Annotated in this window: 19 protein-coding genes; 1 reads left to right on the plus strand and 18 read right to left on the minus strand. The window is 60.8% G+C overall.

The genetic code is table 11. The features are described 5' to 3' along the window. Positions 1-38: 38 nt before the first annotated feature. The 17 genes from B149_RS0108935 to B149_RS0109015 all read right to left on the minus strand — a co-directional run bounded on the left by B149_RS0108935 (position 39) and on the right by B149_RS0109015 (position 20,732). Positions 39-1,979, minus strand: coding sequence for an ATP-binding cassette domain-containing protein (locus B149_RS0108935; protein ID WP_018124844.1), 1,941 nt, complete (start codon positions 1,977-1,979; stop codon positions 39-41). 6 nt (positions 1,980-1,985) lie between these two features. After that, complete coding sequence (rpe, locus tag B149_RS0108940; protein ID WP_018124845.1) at positions 1,986-2,645, minus strand: ribulose-phosphate 3-epimerase; 660 nt, start codon at positions 2,643-2,645, stop codon at positions 1,986-1,988. 104 nt (positions 2,646-2,749) lie between these two features. Next, complete coding sequence (locus tag B149_RS17910; protein WP_018124846.1) at positions 2,750-5,242, minus strand: methyl-accepting chemotaxis protein; 2,493 nt, start codon at positions 5,240-5,242, stop codon at positions 2,750-2,752. A 177-nt stretch (positions 5,243-5,419) separates the two neighbouring features. After that, positions 5,420-5,869, minus strand: coding sequence for a siroheme decarboxylase subunit alpha (ahbA, locus tag B149_RS0108950; RefSeq protein WP_018124847.1), 450 nt, complete (start codon positions 5,867-5,869; stop codon positions 5,420-5,422). Continuing rightward, positions 5,869-7,044, minus strand: coding sequence for a heme b synthase (gene ahbD, locus B149_RS0108955; RefSeq protein ID WP_018124848.1), 1,176 nt, complete (start codon positions 7,042-7,044; stop codon positions 5,869-5,871). The genes ahbA and ahbD overlap by 1 nt, the downstream gene beginning before the upstream one ends. A gap of 4 nt (positions 7,045-7,048) precedes the next feature. Next, the gene (gene hemB / locus B149_RS0108960; RefSeq protein WP_018124849.1) at positions 7,049-8,035 is read right to left on the minus strand and encodes a porphobilinogen synthase; all 987 of its coding nucleotides are present in this window, start codon (positions 8,033-8,035) and stop codon (positions 7,049-7,051) included. Positions 8,036-8,048: 13 nt separating this feature from the next. Next, on the minus strand, positions 8,049-9,242 hold the full coding sequence (ahbC, locus tag B149_RS0108965) for a 12,18-didecarboxysiroheme deacetylase (RefSeq protein ID WP_018124850.1): 1,194 nt from the start codon (positions 9,240-9,242) through the stop codon (positions 8,049-8,051). Between the two features lie 155 nt (positions 9,243-9,397). Next, positions 9,398-10,600, minus strand: a complete 1,203-nt coding sequence (locus tag B149_RS0108970) for an OmpA family protein (protein ID WP_018124851.1) — start codon at positions 10,598-10,600, stop codon at positions 9,398-9,400. A gap of 98 nt (positions 10,601-10,698) precedes the next feature. Next, entirely contained in the window at positions 10,699-11,040 is a 342-nt protein-coding gene (locus B149_RS0108975; protein WP_018124852.1) for a hypothetical protein, read from the minus strand. Between the two features lie 7 nt (positions 11,041-11,047). After that, positions 11,048-12,181: a YIP1 family protein gene (locus B149_RS0108980; RefSeq protein ID WP_018124853.1), complete on the minus strand. Its 1,134-nt coding sequence runs from the start codon at positions 12,179-12,181 to the stop codon at positions 11,048-11,050. 90 nt (positions 12,182-12,271) lie between these two features. After that, the gene (locus B149_RS16820) at positions 12,272-13,429 is read right to left on the minus strand and encodes a glycosyltransferase family protein (RefSeq protein ID WP_018124854.1); all 1,158 of its coding nucleotides are present in this window, start codon (positions 13,427-13,429) and stop codon (positions 12,272-12,274) included. After that, positions 13,426-14,496, minus strand: coding sequence for a glycosyltransferase family 4 protein (locus B149_RS0108990; RefSeq protein ID WP_040372502.1), 1,071 nt, complete (start codon positions 14,494-14,496; stop codon positions 13,426-13,428). The genes B149_RS16820 and B149_RS0108990 overlap by 4 nt, the downstream gene beginning before the upstream one ends. Positions 14,497-14,583: 87 nt before the next feature. Next, positions 14,584-15,234 (minus strand): flagellar export chaperone FliS, encoded by a 651-nt coding sequence (fliS, locus tag B149_RS0108995; RefSeq protein ID WP_018124856.1) that lies wholly within the window; start codon positions 15,232-15,234, stop codon positions 14,584-14,586. A gap of 36 nt (positions 15,235-15,270) precedes the next feature. Next, on the minus strand, positions 15,271-17,001 hold the full coding sequence (fliD, locus tag B149_RS0109000; RefSeq protein ID WP_018124857.1) for a flagellar filament capping protein FliD: 1,731 nt from the start codon (positions 16,999-17,001) through the stop codon (positions 15,271-15,273). Between the two features lie 145 nt (positions 17,002-17,146). Then, positions 17,147-18,040, minus strand: coding sequence for a flagellin N-terminal helical domain-containing protein (locus B149_RS0109005; protein ID WP_018124858.1), 894 nt, complete (start codon positions 18,038-18,040; stop codon positions 17,147-17,149). A gap of 213 nt (positions 18,041-18,253) precedes the next feature. Continuing rightward, positions 18,254-19,930: a CgeB family protein gene (locus B149_RS0109010; protein WP_018124859.1), complete on the minus strand. Its 1,677-nt coding sequence runs from the start codon at positions 19,928-19,930 to the stop codon at positions 18,254-18,256. Positions 19,931-19,982: 52 nt separating this feature from the next. Further along, complete coding sequence (locus tag B149_RS0109015) at positions 19,983-20,732, minus strand: glycosyltransferase family 2 protein (protein ID WP_018124860.1); 750 nt, start codon at positions 20,730-20,732, stop codon at positions 19,983-19,985. 211 nt (positions 20,733-20,943) lie between these two features. On the opposite strand from B149_RS0109015, the gene B149_RS0109020 reads away from it, so the two are divergent. Further along, the gene (locus tag B149_RS0109020) at positions 20,944-22,320 is read left to right on the plus strand and encodes a Na+/H+ antiporter NhaC family protein (protein ID WP_281109913.1); all 1,377 of its coding nucleotides are present in this window, start codon (positions 20,944-20,946) and stop codon (positions 22,318-22,320) included. Here the strand turns inward: B149_RS0109020 and B149_RS0109025 are convergent. Further along, entirely contained in the window at positions 22,317-23,534 is a 1,218-nt protein-coding gene (locus tag B149_RS0109025) for an aminopeptidase (RefSeq protein WP_018124862.1), read from the minus strand. The genes B149_RS0109020 and B149_RS0109025 overlap by 4 nt on opposite strands. Positions 23,535-23,689 lie beyond the last annotated feature (155 nt).

Raw genomic sequence — 23,689 nt, forward strand, 5'->3', positions numbered from 1 at the left:
CAAGCATACCTCGCCTGCGCAACCATACAAGTATAAAATTATTCTAGCATGCCGTGTTCGGTCAATTCGGCTTCCATGCTTTCCCACTGGGCAAATGCCGTCTCAAGCTCGGCTTCAAGCGACTCCATCCGTTCGGTCAGGTCCGCGACTTCGGTGCCGGCCGATTTGTAGAGTTCCGGATCGCCAAGTTTCTCCTGACACTCTTCGATGCTCTTTTCCAGTTCTTCGATATGACCGGGCATCTCCTTGATGTCCTCGGCCATCTTTTCCAGGCGGAACTTGTCCTTGTAACTGAGTTTGGGCTTGCGGGCAGGGGCTTTTTCCTTGCGTGGTTTCTCATCTTTGGGCGGGCAGGAGGAAGCGGGCTCGGGCTGTCCGGAGGGACGCTGGCGGAGCCAGTCGTCGTAGCCGCCCACGTATTCGTTCACGCGGCCACCGCCTTCCAGCGCCAGTGTGGAGGTGGCGACGTTGTTGAGGAATTCGCGGTCATGACTGACCAAAAGCAGGGTGCCGGAGTAGTCGAGCAGTATTTCCTCAAGCAGCGCAAGGGTTTCCACGTCAAGGTCGTTGGTAGGTTCGTCCATGACCAGCACGTTGGACGGGCGGGTGAACAGCCGTGCCAGCAGCAGGCGGTTTCGCTCGCCGCCGGAGAGCACGTGCACCGGAAGCTGTGCGCGGTCCGGCGTGAAAAGAAAGCGCTTGAGCCAGCCCATGACGTGGACCCGCCGATCGCCGACGGAAATGAAGTCCGCCCCCTGCGCGATGTTTTCGCGGGCGGTCTTGGTCATGTCCAGGGTTTCGCGGTGCTGATCGTAATAGACCACTTCGAGGTTGGTGCCGTGGCGCACTGATCCGGACTGGGGTTCGAGTCTGCCCAGCAGCAGGCGCAGCAGGGTGGTCTTGCCCGCACCGTTGGGACCGATGACCCCGACCTTGTCTCCGCGCATGATGGCAGTGTTCAGTCCGGAAACCACGGGCGAGTCGCCGTAGCCGAAGCACAGGTCCCGGGCTTCGGTAACGAGCTTGCCGGTGCGCGACGCCTCCTGCACGAGCATGTCCGCCTTTCCGGGCCGTTCGCGTCGCTGGGAGCGCTGTTCGCGAAGTTTGCGCAATTCGCGCACGCGGCCCATGTTGCGGGTGCGTCGGGCCTTGATGCCGGTCCTGATCCACGCTTCTTCCTGCGCCAGCTTTTTGTCGAAGTTCTTGCGCTGCCGCTCTTCGGATTCGAGGTCGTGTTCCTTGCGTTCGAGATATGCCTCGTAACCGCAGTCGTAGCTGGTGAGCACGCCGCGGTCGAGTTCGAGAATGCGGGTGGAGAGGTTGCGCAGAAAGGCCCGGTCGTGGGTCACGAAAAGAATGGTCTTGACCCGGCGTTTGAGGAATTGCTCCAACCAGACGATGGCCTCGATGTCCAGATGGTTGGTGGGCTCGTCCAACACCAACAGGTCCGGCTCGCTCACGAGGGCGCGGGCGAGTAGGGCGCGGCGCTGGTTGCCGCCGGAAAGCGTGTGGAACTGCTGGTCCGCGTCAAGGTCGAGGTGCGATATCACGGTCTCCACGGTGCGGTGCGCCTCCCAGCCTGATTCGGCCTCGATGGCGGCCTGCGCTCGCTCCATGGCGGCGATGAGGCTGGTCTCGTCCCCCTCGCCGGTTTGCAGGCGGTGGCTTGCCTCGTGGTACGCGACCAGATGCCTGCCCAGATTTCCCAGCCCCTGACAGGCAACCTCGTACACTGTGCCTTCGATCCCTTCCGGCACTTCCTGCGGCAACATGGCCACATTGGCGCCTTGCGAAAGAGCGATGTCGCCCGAGTCGGCGGCAGTGTCTCCGCTGACTATCTTGAGCAGCGTCGATTTGCCTTCGCCGTTCCGGCCCACGAGACACACGCGTTCGCCCGGCTCCACAAGGAAGCTCACGTTGTCGAGCAGCGTGGTTCCGGTGAAGTTGAGGGTGACGTCCTTGACGTTCAGCAGCGCCATGATCGTTTATTCGGCCTTTGCCGCGGCGGCCATGAAGGTCTTGAGGCGCTCGTCGTAGGGCGGGTGCTTGAAGAACGCGGAGCCGGAAACGAGGACGTCCGCACCGGCTGCCACCAGTTCCGGGGTGTTGTCCGGAGTCACGCCGCCGTCGATCTGGATGAGCGTCTCGGCGCCGTGGGCGGTGATCATGCCCTTGAGTTCGCGCAGCTTGTCCATGGTGAACGGGATGAACTTCTGACCGCCGAAGCCGGGGTTCACGGACATGAGCAGCACCATGTGCAACTGCGGGATCAGATATTTGATGACTTCGAGCGGGGTGTGCGGATTGAGCGAGACCGCAGGCTTGCAGCCTGCATCCACAATCTGTGCGCAGACGCGCTCCAGGTGGGCGCATGCCTCGGCGTGCACGCAGATGAGGTCGGCCCCGGCACTCGCGAACTCTTCAATGTAGCGGCCCGGATCATCGATCATCAGGTGGCAGTCGAAAAAGAGGTTGGAGCGCTTGCGCATGGCCTTGATGATGGGCGGACCGAAGGTGATGTTGGGCACGAAACTGCCGTCCATCACGTCGAGATGGACCCATTCGAGTCCGGCGGTTTCGAGGGCTTCAAGTTCCGCCTGCATGTTGGCGAAGTCCGAGGAAAGCATGGACGGGGAGAGAATCATTGCACTTCTCCGTTTCTTGTAATGAATAAGACCGTTGCCGCATCAGGTGCGGCAACGGTCTTGTAGTTCGTTTATTGCCGAAGGGCAACCCGTGGCAGGACGGATCAGGCCTTGAGCTCCTCCACAAGAGTGCGGACTTCGGCGGCCAGTCGGGCCAGATCGGCCACGGCGGAAGCGGACTGCGACATGGCTTCGTCCATCTCTGTGGCTTGCTCGTCCACGTTGGCCACGGTACGGGTCACTTCCTCGCTGGTAGCGGACTGCTCCTCGGCGGCGGTGGCGATGTTGCGCACCCGGTCATCCGTGGTGGCGACAATGCCCACGATGGAGGACAGGGCCTCGCCCGCGTTGTCCGCCAGTTCCGTGGCCTGTCCCACTGCCGTGACGGCTTCGCGGATGGCGGTGGCGTTCTGCTCCGCGCCGGTGCGGATGGAAGAGACAGCGGTTTCCACCTCGCCGGTGGCTTGCATGGTCTTCTCCGCCAGTTTGCGAACCTCGTCCGCGACCACGGCGAATCCTCGTCCGGCCTCGCCCGCGCGGGCAGCCTCAATGGCCGCGTTGAGCGCCAGCAGGTTGGTCTGGTCAGCGATGTCGTTGATGACGTTCATGATGTCGCCGATGTTCTCCACCTTGACGCCAAGATCCTTGATGGAGCTGTCCATGGCGTCCGCCCGGTGCTGCACTTCCTGAATGGCGCTGACCACCTGCTTGACCACCTGCCCGCCGTCAGTGGCGTGCTGGTTGGCGTTGGCGGCATTCTCTGCAGCGTCGGAGGCGTTGCGGGCGATCTCGATGACCGTGGAGCTCATCTGCTCCATGGCGCTGGCGGCCTCGGCGCTCATGGACTTCTGGTTGGCGGCGCCGCGCTTGATCTGCTCCATCTGGACGGTGAGCTGCTCGGCGGCGGAGGAGAGGTTGGACACGATCTCCTCGGCGCGGTCGGCGGATTCCATCATGCGCTTCTGGGCATCCTTGATGGAGGTCTGGTCCATGATGATCTTGAACGCGCCCACGACCTTGCCGTGTTCGTCGTGGATGGGCGTGCCGATGTATTCGATGTCCATGCGTCCGGCATCCGGGCGGGCTTCGGCGTTGGAGCGCGAAACCTCGTCGCCGTTGATGGCCTTGAGGCAGGCGCAGTCTTCGGTGTTGCAGTCTGTGGTCCGGAAGTGCTCGAAGCACTTGGCTCCCACCAGCGCGTCGGGGTCTGCCTCGCCCTGCTGTGCGCCGAGCTTGTTCATGTAAATGATGTTCTTGTCGGTATCCACGGCCATGACCGGAAGCGGCAGGTCGTCCAGCAGGCCGATCAGGGTGTCGGCCATGCCGTTGGCGTTTTCGATCATCTCGGCATACGCGCCCTGGAACTTGGTCTCGTCGCCCCTCGTGTTCAGGCGACCTTCGCGGATGTTCTCGGCCACGTGCTCGAAGTCGCCCAGCACCTGCTTGAGGTTGTGCGGGATGCGGCTGATGGCGGTGGCGATGCGGCCGATCTCGTCGCCGCGGTGGACGTCCAGTTCGGCGTTGAGGTCGCCTTCGGCCACGGACTGGGCAAAGCGTTCCGCCTTGCGCAGCGAGCGGGATACGGACAGCGCGAAGAACAGTGAGGCCAGAAGCGAGATGCCCGCAGCGATGGCGGCCATGACACCCATGCCGACCAGTGCGGCGGACTCTGCCTGATTGGCGCTCTCGACGGCTTCGGCCTTGGCCGGGGCAATGAATTTGGAGATAAGGGATTCAACGGCATCGGTCGCGGCCTGCGAGTTGTCGTTGATCTGTTTGCGAATGACGACTTCCTGCTTGCTGATCTCGGTCAGCTTGTCGAGGTTCTTCTTGAGTCCCTTGAGGATGTCGCCGAGCTGCTTGGAGGTTTGTTCCAGTTCCTTGTTTCCGGCAACTGCGTCTTCCCATTCAAAAAGACCGCTGCCTGCCATGGCAAGGTCGTTTTCAATGGCGTTGAGCAGCTTGGCATCGGAGGAATAAACGTATTCATGAATCCCGGCCACGGCCTTGTTGACCGGTCCGGCGATTTTCTCTTCGAGAATGACCTGCATGTTGTACCAGCGAACCACGGCTTCCATGTCGCCGTCGGCCTGGCTGAACTGACGCTCGGGGGAAATGACCATGGTCACCGACTGGCGCAGTTTTTTGGACAGGTCCTGTGCGAGGTTGTCTGTATATACCAGCGTTCTCTTCCGGTCTCGGACGAGGTTGCGGTATTTGGCCATGGCGCTTTCGATGCCCTTGATGCGTTCGGCAACCGGTTTGCCCTGCTCCAGCAGCTCCGGGTGGTCCTTCACGGACTCGGCCCATCTGCTGAAACCGCCACGGGCCTTGCTCATGGCCCGCGCATACTGAATGTAGTTGGGCTGGTTCGGGCTATGCATGTAGATATGAATCTTGTTGTTTGCTTTTAAAAGATTCATGACCACACGCTGTTGCATGGTGCTGTCGATTTCGGTCCAGTTGCTGTAGATGGTCAGTTCCTGCCCCACGGAACTGATGCCCCTGTACCCGGCGAAAATGATGAGTGCGGCTGCTGCGAGGGTGATGCAGGCAAGCGCCAGCTGCTTGCCCAGCATGCTGATTTTGTTGAACACGAGAACCTCCTGCGTGAGCGTCTTGAAGTTTTGGCGCTACCACAAGAAGTTTCTTTCGTCACAGCCTTGTAGCAAAAATTAATATACGAATATCTGATATCGCGCAGGTGGTTGAATAAAAAAAGGGAGCCGACTGAACGGCTCCCTTGGCAATACTTTACTCAATCGGACTGAGAACTATTTCTCCATTCGAAAATCTACCTTGATTTTGAACATTTTTTCGGCGGGGAGGTTCAGAATCTTAATTCCGGTTTTTTCGGAAATTTCTGAGAGAATCGCCTCCACGGCGTCCATGTCCGGGGCGATGAGTGCGAACCAGACGTTGAACTCGTTCTCGCGCAGATAGTTGTGCGTGACGCCGTCATGTCGGTTCACTTCCGCCACGAACTCGTCCATTTTCTCTTCGGGAACGCTTGCGGCGCACAAAGTGGACTGCCAACCGAGCTTTTTCGATTGGAAATTGGCCCCCATGCGTCGGATCAGGCCGGACTCCTTGAGCGCGCGCACGCGGGCAAGGGTTTCGCCCTCGGTCAGCCCCACCTGATCCCCTATCTCCTGATAGGGCCGGGAGGTCAGGGGGAAGTAGGACTGGATGATGTTCAGGATTTCCTTGTCGTAACTGTCCATCATTCCCCCTTGGGCTTCTTCTTGGGCTGGTAGGAGCACAGCGGCTCGGCCTCAAGGTAGCTGCCTTTCATGGTCTGGGCGCGTGCCCGGCAGCCGCCGCAAACCCGCTCGTACTCGCAGTGCCCGCACTTGCCCTCGTAGACGTCGGGGTTGCGCAGGTTCTTGAAATGAGGCGTGTTGCGCCACAGCTCCGGGAAGGGAGTCTCCAGCACGTTGCCGCAGTCAAGGTCGAGATAACCGCAGGGCTGTACCCGTCCGCGGTGGGAGATGAAGCAGAAGCCAACGCCGCCGAGGCAGCCGCGACTCACCGCATCCAGCCCGAAGTTTTCGAAGTTCACCGGCACGCCTTCCTCCTTGGCCCGCTGACGCAGGATGCGGTGGTAGTGCGGCGCACAGGTGGCCTTGAGCTGCATGCTGGTGGTTTTGCGGAAGTCGTAGAACCAGTTGAGCACTTCCTCGTACTCGTCGGCGGTGATCACCTGTGTGCCGAGCTCTTCGGCGCGACCGGTGGGGACCAGCAGGAAGATGTGCCACGCTGCGGCTCCGAGGTCTTCGCAAAGGTGGAAGATGTCCTTGAAGAAGGGCAGGTTGTCGCGGGTGACGGTGGTGTTGAGTTGGAACTCGATGCCCGCGTCCTTGAGGTACTGGATGCCCTGCATGGCCTTGTCGAACGCGCCGATTTCTCCACGGAATTCGTCGTGTTGCGCGGCCGTGGGCGCGTCAATGGAGATGGAGCAGCGTTCGATGCCCGCTTCCTTCATCTTCGCGGCGGTTTCCGGGGTGATCAGCGTGCCGTTGGGTGCCATGACGCAACGCAGGCCCTTGCTCTTGGCGTAGGCGATGAGTTCATACACGTCGTGGCGCATCATGGGTTCGCCGCCAGTGAAGATGATGATGGGGTTGCCCACCTCAGGGAAGGTGTCGATCAGCGCCTTGGCCTGTTCGGTGGACAGCTCGCCCTCGTAGGGTTCCACGTGCGCCTCGGCCCGGCAGTGTTTGCAGGCGAGGTTGCAGGAGCGGGTGACTTCCCAGGCCACGAGGCGGCAGACCGGACTGCCGTCCTCAAGCGTCATCTTCGGTTTGGTCTCGGCTCCGGGATGGCCCTTGCCGTGCGGGTTACCGCCGGGATGGCCTCCGGGGTGCCCTTCGGGCGGGCAGCCCTTGTTTCCGTGCATATCGTTACCCGTTGAGGAGCCTCAGGGCGTCCTCGGTGAAGTAGGTCAGAATCAGTTCGGCCCCGGCGCGCTTGAAGGATATCAGCGATTCCATCATCACCGCGTCGCCGTCCATCCAGCCGTTCTGCGCGGCGGCCTTGATCATGCTGTATTCCCCGCTGACCTGATAGGCGGCCACGGGAGCGTCGAAGTTCTCGCGCAGGGAGCGGATGACGTCCAGATACGGCAAGCCGGGCTTGACCATAAGGATGTCCGCGCCTTCCGCGATGTCGGCTTCGGCTTCGCGAAGGGCTTCGCGGCGGTTGGCCGGGTCCATCTGGTAGCTCTTGCGGTCGCCGCTGGTGGGGCTGTTTTCCGCGGCTTCGCGGAACGGACCGTAAAAGGCCGATGCGTACTTGACTGCGTAGCTCATGATGGGCGTGTTCACGAATCCGGCCTCGTCGAGCGTGTCGCGGATGGCGGCCACGCGCCCGTCCATCATGTCGGACGGGGCCACGATGTCGGCCCCGGCGCGAACCTGCGAGAGCGCGGTCTGCGCCAGCAGGTCGAGGGTGGGATCGTTGAGCACTTCGCCGGAAGGGCTGAGCAGGCCACAGTGCCCGTGGGAGGTAAACTCGCACAGGCAGGTGTCGGCGGCCACGATCAGGTCCGGGTAGGCGTCCTTGAGCATGCGGATGGATTCCTGAACGATGCCTTCGTCCGCATAGGCCTGCGAGCCTTCGGGATCCTTTTCGGCAGGAATCCCGAAGAGGATGCAGCTCTTCATGCCCATGGCCACGGCTTCGCCCACGCGCTTTTTCAGCTGTTTCATGGAGAGCTGATGCTGGCCGGGCATGGAGCCGATGGGCTTGCGGAAGTCCTTGTCGTCGGTTTCGACGACGAAGTAAGGCATCATCAGATCCTGCGGCCGCACTTCGTTTTCACGCACCAGCTCGCGCATGGAGGCGGATGTGCGCAGCCTGCGGCCGCGATGGAAGTCGAGAAACGACATGGGTGCTCCCTTGCTACAGCGGTTCGCCGGAGATTTCCTCGTCGGTGAGGTAACATGCCGGATCCTGCGCCCAGAAGTCGTCATAGTAGGCTTCGGCGCGGGCGCGGAAGTTGCCGCCGCAGATGTTCAGGAAGCGGCACTGGGCACAGCGGCCCTTCACGTGGGGACGTTTGTCCTTCATCTTGTGCAGCAGGTCGATGTTGCTGTCGGTCCAGATCTCGGAGAACGGGCGCTCCAGCACGTTGCCGAAGGTGTGGTGACGCATGAACTGGTCCGCGTGAACCTTGCCGTCCCAGGAGATGCAGCCGATGCCGCGTCCCGAGGAGTTGCCCTCGTTCCACTTGAGCAGTTCCAGAACTTCCTTGGCGCGCTCGGGATTTTCCTTGAGCAGTCGGAAGTAGACGTAGGGTCCGTCGGCGTGGTTGTCCACGGTAAGGACTTCCTTTTCCTTGCCCTTTTCGAACAGGGCGCGGGTCTCGTCCATGATCAGGTCCACGATGTCGCGGGTTTCCTGATGGGAGAGGTCTTCCTTGATGAGCTCGGAACCGCGTCCGGAGTAGACGAGGTGGTAGAAACAGATGCGGGGGATCTCCATGTCTTCCAACAGGCGGAAGAGGTGGGGAACTTCGGGGGCGTTCCACTTGTTGATGGTGAAACGCAGACCGACCTTCAGGCCCTCGGCCTGACAGTTCTCGACGCCCTTGAGAGCCTGCTTGTAGGAGCCCTTCACGCCGCGGAACTTGTCGTGCACCTCTTCGGCGCCGTCAAGGGAGATGCCCACGTAGGACAGGCCGACTTCCTTGAGTTCCTTGGCTTTCTTCTTGGTGATGAGGGTGCCGTTGGTGGAAATGACGGCGCGCATGCCCTGTTCGGTGGCGTAGCTGGCCAGTTCCGGCAGGTCTTCGCGTACCAGCGGTTCGCCGCCGGAGAAGAGCATGACCGGAGCGCCGAACTGGGCGAGGTCGTCGATGATTTCCTTGGCCTTGTCGGTGTCGATGGGGTCCTTGTGTGCGCTGGGGTCCACGGCCTGCGCATAACAGTGCACGCATTTGAGGTTGCACCGCTGGGTCATGTTCCAGACCACGACAGGCTTTTTGTCCTCGGCGAACTGGAGGAGGTGGGAGGGAAGCTTGCCGGACTCGCGACCGTAGCGCAGGGCGTCCGAAGGCTCCACGGTACCACAGTATAGTTTCGAAATGCCGATCATATGTTCGTTCCTCGGTATTGAAAGGTGTGCGGTTGGCGTATCACAAATGCGAACGGGCGAAAACCCGAAAAAAGAAGGGATGGAACCGGTGTCCACCCCTTTTGGCCCACACCCGTACTATGTAGGGATGCAGGTTTTCAAGTCAAGAATCATTCCTACTCTGCTAGCCGGACTTCCACGCGCCGGTTCTTCATCCGGCCCTGCTCGGTGTCGTTGTCCGCGATGGGACGGGATTCGCCGTAGCCGACAGTTTCGATGAGCTCGGGCGGTATGGCGTGTTTCATGACCAGATACTTTTTTACCGAGTCCGCCCGTTTGGCGGAAAGGGTGAGGTTGTACCGCTGGCTGGCGCTTGAGTCGGTGTGTCCGGCAACGATGATGGGCTTGCCCTTGAGTTCCGGGGTTTTCAGCGCCCGTGCCAGTTCGTCGAGCAGCGGATAGGATTCGGGCCGGATGGTGGCCTTGTCCAGATTGAACCGGATATCGAGGTTGACGCCGGGCGCGTCCTTTCCGGACTGGGTCAGGTCGCGTTCCATGGCCGAGTTCTCGCCGTTTTGCGACTGGACGCCGGAGTTGTCCGGGGTGTCGCTCATGCCCGTGGATGAGTCGCCGGAACCGTTGGCAGTACCGCTATACGATCCGCCGGGAGCATCGTCCTGCTGGGAAGCGTTCGGCGGAGTGGTCAGGGCGGTGACGATCTGGCCCTTGTTTCCGGCAAAGGAATAGGGCCGCGCGTCCGGATCCGGCAACCATGATTTGACGGGCACGGCCATGTCGGCGGCGATGTCGGTGACCAGACGGAAGAACGGACTGTCGCTCATGCGCGTCCTGTGGCGGAAATATATCCAGTCCTCTTCAATGCGTTCCTCAATGCGTCCGGACTGCGCCATGCTGAACAGCAGGATGCCGGTCTCCACGTTGTAGATGTTCACCTGAAGCGTCATGGCGGTGTCGTCCAGCGTGGACCCTGCGTAAAAATAGGGGACGAAGCCGAGAATCAGCAGGTCCGCGCCGCGTCTGCGCGCTTCGGCCAGCGAGCGGCGTTTGTTGTAGTAGGTGAGCTGCGGGTCCATCTCCAAGGTGGTGAAGAGACGGCGTCGCAGCCATTCGTTCTGGAAAATCTGTCCGAACGTGCGGCCGAGGTGCTTGTGGTCCGGTGTGGGCTGCTGGATATGGAAGGGGTAGAACAGCGCGGTAAGCGGCTTGCGGCTTTTGGCCTTTGGGGCCACGGCCACAACCAGATCGGAGCGCCGGGTCTCGGCGTCGGTGATGATCTCGGTCTGATCGGTCAGGCTTGGATCCACATAGGCGCAGGCCCCCAGAAGGAGCAGCATTGAAAGCAGAAGTATTCGTTTCATGGCGGTACCGGAGTTCGGGTTCGCGATTCAGGGCGCCGGTTTCTTGACGGCGCGGCCTTGGTCGTCCCGATAGAAGCAAGTATCGTACCGTGAAAGAACTACTGGAGTCGCTCGGTCGGGGTGGGCGCCTTGTCGATGGATTCAAGGAGCTGTTCCTTGGACTGGAGCAACCCTTGTCTGAGCAGGATGCGCTTGCCCGTGGAGAGTTTGCGGAATTCGGGCTTTCCTGCGAGGTTTTCCAGACGGGCCATTTCGGTGCGGACGTTCTCTATGAGTTCATGCAATTCTGGGGAGGCGTGGGATACCTGCGAGGCGAGGCGTGCGAGTTCGCCCACCTCGACGGCCATGGCCCTGATGTTCTTCGGGGCCACCTCCCTTGCGAGTGCGCGGCGGGCCTTGATATCCCCCCACCAGTTCTTGAGCCTGTCGAACGCGGCCATGCTCCTCCTACACCGTGGGCATGTAGCTCATGGAGAAAAACACGAGCACCATCATCACCAGCACCGGCAGCACGATGGTCAGCCCCGCCTTGAGGTAGGTTGTCCTGTGCAGGTGTTTCCATGCAATGATAACGAGCACCATGAACCATGAGGAAGATGCGATGAGGCTTCCCTGCTGCACGAAGGTGTTGACCTCGGGGATCAGCCCCAGCAGCAGAGGAGGCGTGGAATAGGCCACCGCACGGAATGTGGCTTCAAATCCGCCGTTGGCCGCTCGCAATATCGAAAGGACCGCATGGTAGAGCCATGCCGCGGCGAACAGGGCCACGGCTCCGGCCACGGGCGAAAGCAGCAGCACGAGGCCCATCTGCATCCCGAGGCTGTCGGTCATGAACTCGGCGGTCTGCCCGTTGATTTGCGGGGGCGGAACAAGACCGGCGTATATATAGATGGAATTGAACAGGTCATGAATGAGGATGATGAGCAGGGCGAAGACCATTGGCCTGCCGATGCCGTTGCCGAGGGGCATGACGTCGAAGAACATGCGCGGGGCAAGGACGATGCGCTTGATGGTCTCGAAAAGGCCGGGGAAGAAGCCAAAGCGTTCAAGGTCCTCGAAAGGCGGCTTCACCACAGGGACTTCCTCTTCCTGAACGGCCTGCGCCGCCTGTTCGGCCTGCGCCGCCGCCTCTTCGCGCTTGCGGGCCCAGTCGGGCAGCGGCGCGTCATCGTATCCGGCGGGAGATTTTTTCTCGCCTTCTTCACGACGACGTTCTTCCGGCGGCGTCATGACACCGAGTTTGTCCCAGAGCTCCTCACCCCTGTCCCTGGAAGGATCATCCAGTCCGGGCAGCAGGTCCTCAGACGTCGGGGGCTCGGTGGGTGCTTCCTGATCCGTCTTTTCCGCTTCTGCGGCAGCGGGCTCGGCCTGCGATGCTTCCGGTTCACCGGGAGCTTCTTCGGCAGGCTCCTTTGCCGGTGCCTGCGCGACGGATTCGGGCTTGAAATCGAACTCGTCGTCGATCTCCCGAAACTTGAACTTGGTCTTGCATTTCGGGCAGGTCGCCGTCTGGGCGCGCGCCGGAATCTTGTCCAGATTCACTTCGCGCTCGAATTTGCATTCCGGGCAGGTGATGATCATTATGAAAATCCTGTATTGGCTGTAATTTTCAGATTTGCCGATTTCTACCGGGAAACAACCCGGGAATCAAGGACGCAATGCGTGCCGGAATCATCCGGGATTGTGCCGCAGGCGCAGCAGCGAAGGGCCGCCGGAAAGCCGCTCGTGCGGCAGGGTCGGGTAGTCTTCGTTGAGCGTGTGGCTCAGGTTGCCGCCGGAGGCCGAGTCGAACCGGGCCAGCTTTTCGCGAATGCGCGAGTCATCCTTGCGAAGACGGCTTTCGTGCATAATGGGCAAGTTCAGCAAAATGGCGGCGGGGCCGTCAAGTCCTTCCACGCGTTCATGCACCGGACGGACAAAGTGCGTTCCCTCGCGGCGAAACAACCGCAGCTGAAGATCGGGCCAGAGACCGTATCCCACCTTGCAGCGGGTCTCGTCAGGAAACAGGGTGCGGCGGGGAAACCATACGGCCTGAAAGTCCGATGCCGCCAGCTTCGCAACCTCATCCCACGCACCGCCGGGCAGGGTCTCGTCCGCGTCCAGATACAGCACCGATTCGCCTCGGCATGTCTCCAGCATTCGATTTCGCTGGGAGGCGAAGTCGTCGAGCGGGTTGGCGAGGTGTCTCACCGGACAGGCGCAAGGATAATCTGTTTCGGGGGGCTGCTCGGCATCCCAGACAACCACAAGCTCTTCCAGCCATGACGGAAACTGGGCGAAGAAACGCGCAAGCCCTTCGTCCTTCGGATGCAGGATGGCCGCGGCCGAGAGCGACGGGGGTTCCTTCGCTTCCGGATATGCCTCCGGTTTTGCGGCAGCGGTGATGCGCCGGAGCGCTTCGAGCTCGTCGCGCTTTTCGCCTTTGCCGATCTCCGGGTTCAGCATGAGGCACGCTTCGTCCGGTTGCAGGTCGGCCATGTGGAGCAGCAGAAGACTCGCCCATACCGAAGTGTCGGCGAGGAGAACCGTACGGCCATCTTCTATGAATATGTCAGGGTGATCGTTGCGAGCTTTCCGGGCAGTCTCGGGCGATGTCTCACAGACTGCCAGCACGGCTTCCGGCGGAAGGGTCGCATCCAGTTCGCCAACAAGCCGGCCGGAGCCGAAGCCGAAGAGAATCAAGACGGGCGAGGGGACGCGCGTGAAAGCCTTGAGGCACCGCTGGGCATGGCGACCCGTATCGGACGGAGGGATTGCCGGTCCGGGGTCTTCGTCCAGATGGAATGCCAGCACGGATTCGGTATAGTTGCGTATCAGCGAAAGATTCACGCTTCCTCCACGGATGCAAGGACTTCTTCATAAACGGCTTCAAGCCTGCGGGTAACGATCTGTCTGCGGTACAGTCGCGCGGCCTTTTCGCGTCCGGCCTGCCCCATGGCGCGGGCGCTTTCGGGATTGGCGAAGAGCCATTCCAGCGCTGCGCCGTACTCTGACGCGTTTTTGGCGATGATCCCCGTGACGCCGTCGTCCACAAGTTCCAACTGCGCGTTGTCACGCTCGCCCTCTGCCGGGTGGGTGACGACGGGCAATCCGCAGGCCATGGCCTCGGCAATGACAAGACCGAATGATTCGCCGGTGTCGTTGGCGTGCGCCAGCACCGAGGACTGATCGAGAAATGACGCGATTTCCCTGTCGGTTTCCACTGGGGCGTGGAATATGACATTGGTGTCCAGCCCGTGCTTGTGAACGAAATCGCGTGCCTCGTCGATGGCTCCGATCACATGATAACGGAAGTCGGGAATCCGTTCCACCAGCGCGGGCAGAAAGGTCAGGGCCATCGCGCTCCACTTGCCGGGATCGGGGCGGGAAATACGTGCCGCCGCAGGGCGGGAGAAATCTCGGTCCACTCGTGCCGCGGATTCGAAAAGATCGGTATCAACAGGGTTGTACAGGTAGTCGTAGCGAGCCGGATTGCGCCGTATTCCGTTGAGTCGGTGAAAGCGTTCGAGGCAGAAGCGGGAGACGAACAGTGTGCGGGAGATGACGCGGGCTTCTGGACTTGGGTCAAGCCTGCCGAAGACGTTTGTCTCGACTACGGCTGGCGTTCCCGCAGTGCGAAACGGTTTGAGGGTGCCGGGCTCGGTCCAGCCTGCACGGTGAATGTGCGCGATGTGCGGTCGGAAACGCTCAAGCGTCCTGAACAGGTCCATGCCGATGTAGGTGGGGATGCCTTTTTCGCGCAGCATGGCCGCGCGCACTCCGTCCGCCGGACTGTGAACCGCGACCTCGAAGCGTTCGGGGTCGAGGGTCTCGGCAAAGGTCTGCATGACCTTCTCCGTGCCGCCGATTCCGAGAGAAGCGGCGCAGTGCAGGACTTTGATTCTTTCTGCGGACATGGGTGGAAAATGACACATGGCGGGGAGGAAGTAAATTGCCCCAAGTGAAACGGGGACCGGCTCGTGTCCGGTCCCCGTGGGTGTGCTCTATCGGTTGGCGTTGCTGTACGCGTTGTTGGCCCTGCTCTTGGCCGCGTTAACCTGCGGCTTGGGCGAAACCGGTCGCAACTGCGGTCCGCCGGGCTGACCGGGGCGCATGGTTCCGGGGTAGCCGTTGGGCGGCGTGGATGGCGTCGGCTTCTGCTCCTGAGCTGGTTTTTGCTCCTGTTGCGCTGCCTGCTGTTCCGCCGGTTTTTGCGCTTCAGGCCGGGGAACGGCCTGCGGAGCAGCGGGGGCGGCAGGCTGGGTTCCGGCCGCACCGTTCTTCTTTTGGGCTTCCGGGATGATCTGCTCGTAGGCGGAGCGGATGCTGTCCATCATCTTGATGACGTTTTCGATCTTCTCGACGTCCAGCTTGATGTTGGCCTGCGTCAGCTCGTTGGTGCAGAACATGTAAATCCCGGCCAGATTCTTGCTGATCTCGCCGCCTTTTTCCTTGTTGAGGCTCTCGGTGAGCTCATGGATGATGGCCAGAGCCCGTGAAATGAGAATCCCCTTCTTGGCGTAGTCCTTCTTCTCTATTTCGACCTTGGCCTGCCTGAGAAACTTGATGCATGCCTCATAGAGCATGAGCAGCAGTTGTCCCTGTGAGGTGGTTTCCACCTGTACCGCGAGGTATGCCTTTGCCGGATTGGCCATGTGCTACGCTCCTTACCGTGAAGGTCGTTCTTTTTCTTATCCCGCAAGCTGCGCGAGCTGACTGCCCAGCGCCTGCTGTTGGTTGTTGAGTTCACCGAGAAGTGCGTCGAGACGGGCGTACTTGTTCTTGAGCATGCGCTCCCTGCGGGCGATGCGCTCGTTTTCCCGTTCGATCTTCTTATCGATGCCGTCCATGATGTCCCCGTAATTCTCCTTGAGAATCGCAAGGGTGCCGCCTTCATGAGTGGCGTGGTTGTAAGGCTTGGTCAGTTCGGTGAGTTCGTCCACCATTTCGCCGACCTTGCCCTGCCTGATGGCGACTTCGCCGGTGATGGTACCCACCGTGGAGCGGTCGTTCAGGGTGACGGCCAGACCCTTGGGGTCTCCGGAGGTGCAGGTGATCGTCCAGCCGGAGATGTTGCACGGCTCGCCGCCGATGGTGGCGCTGGATATCCCGCCGCCGCTGGTGATGACTTCCAGATCGTAGGTTCCGGCCTTCGTGGTGTCGAGCTGCGAATCAAATGTGAAATCCGAGGAGAGGGACGAGCCCTCGTTGTCAGCTGCGAAGAGTTTGGCGACCGCTTCCGGATTGTTGTTCAGCGCATAGTCCAGCGTGAACTTCTGCTTGTCCGGGTCATCCGTGGTTTCCTCAATGGTCAGCATGCCGAACGTGGGCGAGCTTTCGTCCGTGTCCGTGGTGATGCCGATCTGGCCGAGGGCGGAATAAAAGTCTCCGGTGCCGGTATCAGGGTCGTAATACTGGAACCCGAGTCCCTTCGAGGCCGTGATGTTCTTGAGGTTCTGGTTGATCATCTCCACGCCGTAGTTGCCCGTGAGGATGGATCCCTTGACTTCATCACCGCCGCCCGATGAATCGACCTTGGTCAACGCCATGATCATCGTTCGCACTTCGTTGATCTTGTCCACGACGGTGCGCACGTTTTCCTTGATCTTCTCCGTGTCGGTGTTGACGCCGATGGTGACCGTGGATGCAGGGTCGGCCTGCTTGAGGTTCAGCGAAATGCCTTCGATGACGTCGCTGACGGTGTTGCTGGATCGTTCGATCCATGTTCCGTCGTTGGGATATCCGTCCACCCGTATTTTGGCGTTGGACGCTCCCTGCGTTTCGTCGAAGTCTCCCGCTCCGAAAATGATGCTGCCGGTGTTCGAAATGACGACCTGATTATCCGCGCCGAGGTCGCGGCCGGTGATCTGCAGGTGGTACGTCGTGCCGTCGTAGACCGTGGAAGCCCGGATGTACTGCTGGGATTCCGGGTGGGTGTTGATGATGTTGACCAGGGTCTCAAGGTCGGTGCCGGCGGAAATATTGCTGATGGTGTGGCTGGTGCCGGCGTATGAGAACGTGAAGTCGCTGTCCGCGGTGACCACGGAATCCGAAAGCGAGCTTGCGCCCGAGGTAGTGATGAGGACGTCGTTGGTCGCCAGGTTGCCCACCACGACGGAGTGGCTTGCTTCCTGCGCGTCCGAGGTGGCTGTGGCGGAAAGGATGGTGCTGTTGGAGCTGCTGACGTTCTTGGAGAGGAACTCGTTCATGGTGTCCAGCGAGGTGAGCGTGGACCTGAGCGAGACCATCTTGGAGTTGAGCTCGTCGAATTGTTCGACCTTGGCTTCCCAGCTGGATCGCCATTGCTCAAGACTGGTGACACGACGTTTCTCGATCTTCATGAGCCCGTCGATGAGCTCATTGAAGTCGGTGCCGTTGCCGAGTCCGGCGAAGTTTATCTCTCCAGAAAGGTAGTCAGACATTGAGGCGTCCTCGTGGGGAAAAAATTTCCTTTTTCGATGGTTCGCCCGTCATTTTGCAAGGTCGGTGCCATCTAAAGACGAGGGCCGGACAACCTCTCGGTGCCCGGCCCCTTGAGTCGTCTTTAGGCTGCGACTGCCGTCATCGTTAGCCGATGAGGGACAGGGCCATCTGCGGCAGGCTGTTCGCCTGGGACAGCATGGACACGCCTGCCTGGGTCAGGATCTGGTTCCTGGTGAAGCGGGTCATTTCGTTTGCCACGTCCACGTCGGAAATCTGCGATTCTGCGGCCTGGGTGTTTTCGGCCTGGATACCCAGAACGGAAACGGTGTTTTCGAGCCTGTTCTGAAGCGCACCGAGGTTTGCACGGATCTTATCCTTGGAGATGATCGCGTCGTTCAGCTGGCTCAGGGACTCCTGTGCAAGCTGCTGGGTGGAGATCGACTTACCGGCGGAAGTGGTCGCGCCGAGGCCGACACCCAGAGCGGATGCGGTGGAGGTGCCGATGGACACGTAGTAGTAGTCCTCGGCGCAGTCGTTACCGGTACCGAAGTGGACCTTCATGGGACCATCGGCCTTGAGCCCGGAACCGTCATGGTCGCTGTTTTCACCGGACATGGCACCGTTGAGCAGGTAGATGCCGTTGAAGTCGGTGGAGCTGGCGATACGGGTGATTTCCGAAGCCATGGCCTGATATTCGGAGTCGATGATCAGACGCTGGTCGGAGTTGTAGGTACCCGTGGATGCCTGCTGAGCGAGTTCCTTCATACGGATGAGCTTTTCGTCGATGACGCCGAGGGCGCCGTCAGCGGTCTGGATCAGGGAGATCGCGTCGTTTGCGTTGCGGATACCCTGGTTCAGGGAAGAGACTTCCGCGCGCATGAGTTCGCGAACCGCGAGGCCTGCTGCGTCATCCGCAGCGGTTCCGATACGAAGACCGGAGGACAGGCGCCTGGTGGATTCAGACAGAGCTCCGAAGGAGTCCGACAGGTTACGGGCGGCGTTCATCGCAGACAGGTTGTTATTAATAACGAGAGACATGGTTTCCTCCTTGAAACTGTTAGGCTTCCTTGCCTATGGATAACCGCGTTGGCCGATCCGTTGCGGTTTTCCACGTCCTGTTGCTTGCCTCATCGTCCTTCGCCGGGAAAACTTTAGGCTGTTTTATGCTTTTTTATTCAAGAATGTTTGCGCCGATAGCCAAGGGCTGGCGGGGGATGCGCAGTGACGGGAGGAAGAGCGGCGCCGCTCTTTTCAGGAAAAAGTTCGCCGCATGACCGAGACCAGCTCCGTAATGCGGTGACGATAGGTGTGGCGGGCGAGGATTCTTTTGCGGGCTGCTGTTGCCACTGACCGTCGTTTGTCCGGCGCGGACAGGAACTCCTCAAGCATTGCGGGGAGTTCTTCGGGGCAGGCGTAGGTGGCGCATTCCGTGCCGGGGTCGAAGAGCGATTCAAGCTGTCTGCGGCTGTCCGTGAGGAGGAACCCGCCGCAGGCCGGGACATCGAAGACCCGCTGGTTCACCGCCCCCTTCATTTGAAGGCTGGTACAATTCAGGTTGACCTTGGCACAACGATAGAAACCGGGCAGGTCGTCGTAATAATCCAGCTGCGACACCCGTTGCCAGCCGGATTCCGGGAGCACCTGAGTCCAGCCTTCGTCGCCGGCGATATGCGGGTGAAACGGGAGCGTCTGCCGGATGCACTCCTGCCGGTACCGGCGGGTTGCCTCGAAGGTGAGCAGAGACTCGTAGGCCTGTGCACTCGCCATGTCCACGACGCCGTCGAGCAGAGCGGCCAACTCGGGCCGCGTCTCGCGCAGGAAAGATGACGGGGACGGATGGCCGGACTCTCCGAATGCCAGGGCCAGTCTTTGCCAGTCTTCGAGCAGCGGGCCGGGGACGCGGGCGGCTTCAAGGAATCCTGAAATTTTCCCCTGCATGGAGTTGCCCACGAAGGAAACGTCAGCGACCCACTCCTTGCGACACTCTCCGCCGTCCGGGGCGAAAAGCGTCTCGTCCGTTCCGAGCGGCAGCCAGTGGACGTTCTTGTATCCCAGCCCCCGCATCTGCTCCAGCGAGTCCTCGTCGTAGCTGAACAGCGTGACGCGGTCGGCACTCAGCCGCGGGTATCGGTAGAGGATGAGATAAGGGTTATCCACGAACCACGATGCCAGCGGCAGATTCAGCCGCTCAAGCAGTTCCATGAGCCGTCCTTCGCGGTCCAGTCCGAAGTGGTTCACGGTCAGGGCGAAATCCGGCTTGAATTCCACGGTGGCGGACAACAGTTCCCTTATGAATGCATCACTGCCCCGGCCGCCCTTGGGAGTGTTCACGGTGCGGTAGGGTATTCCGAGACGATCCAGCGTTCGAATTATCTCCCTGTTGAGGAAATAGTCGGTCTCGAAAAACAGGATTCTGGGCTTCTCGTTTTGGAATTTGGGATACCGCACGGCCTCCCAGAAGTCCGCAGGTGGTGACTGATCGAGTTCCGCTCCAAGCGCCGTGTAGAAACCGCCGCGAAGCCTTTTGTGAAAGGGGAGGATGACGGGCTTGAGGCTGCCGCCGTGCTCACCTGCCCAATTGCGCAGGGCTGCGATGATCTCGGCTGCCGTGTTTCCTTCGGGAATGAAAAGGGGAGAGTCCTGAGAAGGGTGGACCCCTGCGGCTTCCAGCAGCGGGGCTTCCATATCCACCAGCGCGACAGGGCGGTTCTGCGAAAGCAGTGTGTTCAGGTTCAGGCCGAGGCCCGCACCGAGCAGAACCGGCAGGTCGCCGTCCTCAAGCTCGTCGAGCAGAGCGGCCTCGCGTTCCGGGCCTTTACGGCCCCAGACGTGTCGCTTCTTGCCGTCCACCACGGCCACGATATCCGAGAGCGTGCTGCCGTCGCGGATCGGGGTGGCGGACTGGACTGCGGGTTCGGCTGGTATCATGGAAGCTCAGTACCCCGGAGCAATGCCGGGCGCAAGTCCCTGCAACGGAATGCTATCCGTCCCAGTCTCCTTTTTCCTCGATGCGCACGTATTTCTGGAAGGCGTAAAAGGCTCCGGCGCAGGCATTGATGAATCCTGCGCGACCGTCAAGAAAGCCTTTCTTGAGCGCATAGAGTTTGAAGAAACGGCCCAGCCCGTGAGTGATGGCCGGGGTCACGCCGCCGCGCCTGCCCTTGGCGCGCAGGTCTTCCGCTCCCTTCTGAGCGTAATAGTTGATCTTGTCCAGATGATCGAAGAAGTTGCGGTAGCTGTAATGAAGAATGTCGCCGTCGAGGTTGCGGGTGGGGCCTTCGGGTCTGAAATGATAATGGGCGCCGCTGGCGGACAGGGCCATGCGGTCCTTGTTGAAGACGCGTAGCAACCGGTCCGGATACCAGCCGGAGTGCTTCATGAAGCGGTCGAAGTACCACGTGCTGCGGGAGGTGTAGAACCCTGCGTGCTCACCCGGATCGGCAAGGGCGGCCTCGATGGAGCCGCGCAGTTCGTCGGTGATGACTTCGTCCTGATCGAGGCTGACGACCCAGTCCGTTTCGATGTTGGCGAAGGCGAACCGGAACTGTTCCACCGGGCCGGGCCACGGATTCACCAGAACCCGCGCACCGCAGGATTCGGCAATTTCCACGGTGCGGTCGGTGCTTTCGGAGTCCACCACCAGCACTTGGTCGCAGAACGCCAGCGAACGCAGGCAGCGCTCCAGCAGCCGTTCGCCGTTGAGGGTCAAAACCAGTCCGGTCACTCGCATCGTCGTTTCGTCCTCCTGATAGATTGCGCGGCATCCTATACTTTTCCCGCCGCGCGGTCCATGCCGGGGTTGTCCGTGCCGACATGAAGAAAAATCGCGAAAAATTCCCTTGACGGCAGGAATTCGGCGATAGAGGGTCCCCGTTGCCGCAGAAAGACTGCCACAGGATGTGCAAAGGGGCCGGGGGATTGGACCCCGACGGTTACATGCCATACACCCTAGCCAGCTTCGTCGTAACGAAACAAGGATATACCAAATGAACGACAAACAGCCGAACGGACTCGCTCTGGCCCCGCTGGGCCTATTCCTCGCCATATTCATAGGAACCGGAGCCGTGCTCTCTGCCGGAGGCACGGAGATGGCCTTCTATCAGCTCTCCGCAACCGTCGCCATCCTGCCCGCCATTGTCTGGGCGCTGGGCATGGGCCGGGGAAAGCTCGACGACCGCATCAATATTTTCATCCGCGGCATGGGTGATTCCAACATCATCACCATGTGCGTCATATACCTGCTGGCCGGCGCCTTTGCCGCCACGGCAAAGGCCATCGGCGGCGTGGAATCCACAGTGGCCCTCGGTCTGTCTTTCGTTCCGGCGTCCATGGTGCTGCCGGGGCTGTTCGCGGTGGCCGCGTTCATCGCAACCGCCATGGGGACGTCCATGGGCACCATCGCCGCCATTGCACCCATCGCAGTGGGCGTGGCGGAAAATTCCGACCTCGGCCCGGCGCTGCTTGTGGGAACCGTGGTGGGCGGCGCCATGTTCGGTGACAACCTCTCCATGATCTCCGATACCACCATCGCCGCCACGCGTACGCAGGGATGCGCCATGGCGGACAAGTTCCGCATGAACTTCAAGCTGGCCCTGCCCGCCGCCGTTGGCACCATGCTCCTGCTGTATTTCCTCGGCTCCAGCGGAACCGTGGTTGCGCAGGAGTCCTACAGTCTGCTGAAAGTGCTGCCGTACATCGCTATTCTGGTCATGGCGGTTTCGGGCATCAACGTCTTCGTGGTGCTGGCCTCGGGCATCGCCCTGTGCGGCGTCGTGGGGCTCGCCACCATGCCGGAATTCTCCGTCCTGAGCTTTTCACAGGATATCTACAACGGCTTCAAGGGGATGCAGGAAATTCTGGTGCTGTCGCTGCTCATCGGCGGACTGGGCGAGTTGATACGTTTCCACGGCGGCATCGATTGGGTTATCCGGGCGATCCAGCGGATGGCTTCCAAGGAAGGGCGGTCCGCCAAGCGTTCCGGAGAAATCTCCATCGGTGCGCTCTCTGCCGTCGCCGACCTGTGCACGGCGAACAACACCGTTGCCATCATCCTGACCGGGAAGATGGCCAAGGGCATTGCCGAGCAGAACGGCGTGGATCCTCGCCGCAGCGCCTCGCTGCTGGATATTTTTTCCTGCGTGGTGCAGGGGCTGATCCCCTACGGCGCTCAGATCCTGCTGGCAGGCTCCATTGCCAAGCTCTCCCCCGTGGCCGTGGTGGGCAATATGTACTATTGTTTTGCGCTCGCAGGCATGGCGCTCATCGGCATCCTGACCGGATTCCCGGCGCCGCCGAAAACCCCGGTGAAGAGCGACTAGATCTTGAATTCGCCGTTTTCGTAGATGAGCACCGGTTCGCCGGTGCTCGTCGAGGCGATGACGCGCTTGGGTTCGGTGTTCACCAGATCCCAGTGGATGTTGGATGAATTGAACCCGAGCGCGGTCTCAAGTTCGGGCGTGAGCGCCTCGGGCGGGCCGTCGAAGCATTCGATGAGCGAGCCGCCCAGCGCGATGTGGCAATTGCCGTAGTCCCCCGCGAAATTCTCGTCCAGCAGGGTGTGGGCCATGAAGGTGTCAACCCTCGAAAGGCGTTTGTCGGTGAGCGAGAACTCGCCGACTTTTCTCGCGCCTGCGTCGGCGTACAACTCCCGTTGCAGGAACGTTTCGCCCATCAGCGCGGTGACGCGGGTGGTGATGCCGTCGTTGAATTCCAGCGTTGCGCCGTGCACCAGATGTCCGGAGCGGACGCTTGGCTGGTTGGCGAAGAACGTCCCCTCGACGCCCCGGCAGTCCGGGGCCACGTATATCTCGCTTCCGGGCACATTGTGTCCGGTGAATCCCACGAAACGCCTGTTGTCCCCGAGTTTCACCTTCAGGTCGATGTTGGCCGATTCCACGCGGAGGGAACGTATCTCCAGCGACTGGAGCCATTCGATGATCACCCGCTGCCGTTTGGCGATGCGTTTCCATTCCTTGAGCGGGGAGGGCATGTTCAGCCAGCAGGCCCGCTTGAGCTGCGTGGCGTACTCTTCCAGTTCGATCCCGGCGGCGTTGGCGAGTGCCTTGGTGGGATAGACGCAGGTGGTCCAGCCCAGTGTTCCCGCGTTCTTGCGCCGTTCCAGAATCGCCTTGAGCGGTGCTTCGGCCTTGCGGGCCTCGGCCATCACCAGCGGATCGGCGGCCTGAAGGTGATTGAGCGACTCCGGGGCCAGAATGTTGATCCCCGCGGCAGCCCGCGCGTACAGCTCATCGAATCCCGGTGGCTGGAATGTGAGTTGGGCGAAGCTTGAATTGAGGTACTTCTCCACCTCCATGATAGGCGTGGGCCTCATCAGCGGAACCGGGCGCAGGTGCTTGTCCGTCAGCAGGGAATACAGCGCCTCGCAGAGCGCGAGTCCGTCGTGGTCGAAACGGATCAGCACCATGTCGCCGTTTCTCAGCGGCTTGTGGCGGGACTCGTTGACAGCCCAGAGCAGGACCTCGGCGTAATCCTCGATCTCCTGCCGGGTGAAGAGGGTGGTTTTGTCGCTCATTGTCCGAGCATACGCCCTCGGCCCCGTGCGGGCAAGACGTCCGGGCGTATATGAAAAGAATAGATTCCCATCACCCCTGTTCCGGATTTGGACTGGAAATTCCGGAAAGTTCATGCTTTCATGCCGGTCGCGCCCATACCCCTTGCGGTCAATGA

Origin of the sequence: Desulfovibrio oxyclinae DSM 11498 (assembly GCF_000375485.1) — a bacterium.
Taxonomy (GTDB): Bacteria; Desulfobacterota; Desulfovibrionia; order Desulfovibrionales; family Desulfovibrionaceae; genus Pseudodesulfovibrio; species Pseudodesulfovibrio oxyclinae.

Coding starts and splice junctions, on each gene's coding strand:
- B149_RS0108980 (WP_018124853.1), bottom strand. CDS start 12,181: ATGATCATCACCTGCCCGGAATGCAAATTCGAGCGCGAAGTGAATCTG.
- ahbA (WP_018124847.1), bottom strand. CDS start 5,869: ATGGACAGTTACGACAAGGAAATCCTGAACATCATCCAGTCCTACTTC.
- B149_RS0108970 (WP_018124851.1), bottom strand. CDS start 10,600: ATGAAACGAATACTTCTGCTTTCAATGCTGCTCCTTCTGGGGGCCTGC.
- B149_RS0109025 (WP_018124862.1), bottom strand. CDS start 23,534: ATGAGCGACAAAACCACCCTCTTCACCCGGCAGGAGATCGAGGATTAC.
- ahbD (WP_018124848.1), bottom strand. CDS start 7,044: ATGCACGGAAACAAGGGCTGCCCGCCCGAAGGGCACCCCGGAGGCCAT.
- B149_RS0108975 (WP_018124852.1), bottom strand. CDS start 11,040: ATGGCCGCGTTCGACAGGCTCAAGAACTGGTGGGGGGATATCAAGGCC.
- hemB (WP_018124849.1), bottom strand. CDS start 8,035: ATGTCGTTTCTCGACTTCCATCGCGGCCGCAGGCTGCGCACATCCGCC.
- B149_RS0109015 (WP_018124860.1), bottom strand. CDS start 20,732: ATGCGAGTGACCGGACTGGTTTTGACCCTCAACGGCGAACGGCTGCTG.
- fliD (WP_018124857.1), bottom strand. CDS start 17,001: ATGTCTGACTACCTTTCTGGAGAGATAAACTTCGCCGGACTCGGCAAC.
- ahbC (WP_018124850.1), bottom strand. CDS start 9,242: ATGATCGGCATTTCGAAACTATACTGTGGTACCGTGGAGCCTTCGGAC.
- B149_RS0109005 (WP_018124858.1), bottom strand. CDS start 18,040: ATGTCTCTCGTTATTAATAACAACCTGTCTGCGATGAACGCCGCCCGT.
- rpe (WP_018124845.1), bottom strand. CDS start 2,645: ATGATTCTCTCCCCGTCCATGCTTTCCTCGGACTTCGCCAACATGCAG.
- B149_RS0109010 (WP_018124859.1), bottom strand. CDS start 19,930: ATGATACCAGCCGAACCCGCAGTCCAGTCCGCCACCCCGATCCGCGAC.
- B149_RS0108935 (WP_018124844.1), bottom strand. CDS start 1,979: ATGGCGCTGCTGAACGTCAAGGACGTCACCCTCAACTTCACCGGAACC.
- fliS (WP_018124856.1), bottom strand. CDS start 15,234: ATGGCCAATCCGGCAAAGGCATACCTCGCGGTACAGGTGGAAACCACC.
- B149_RS0108990 (WP_040372502.1), bottom strand. CDS start 14,496: ATGTCCGCAGAAAGAATCAAAGTCCTGCACTGCGCCGCTTCTCTCGGA.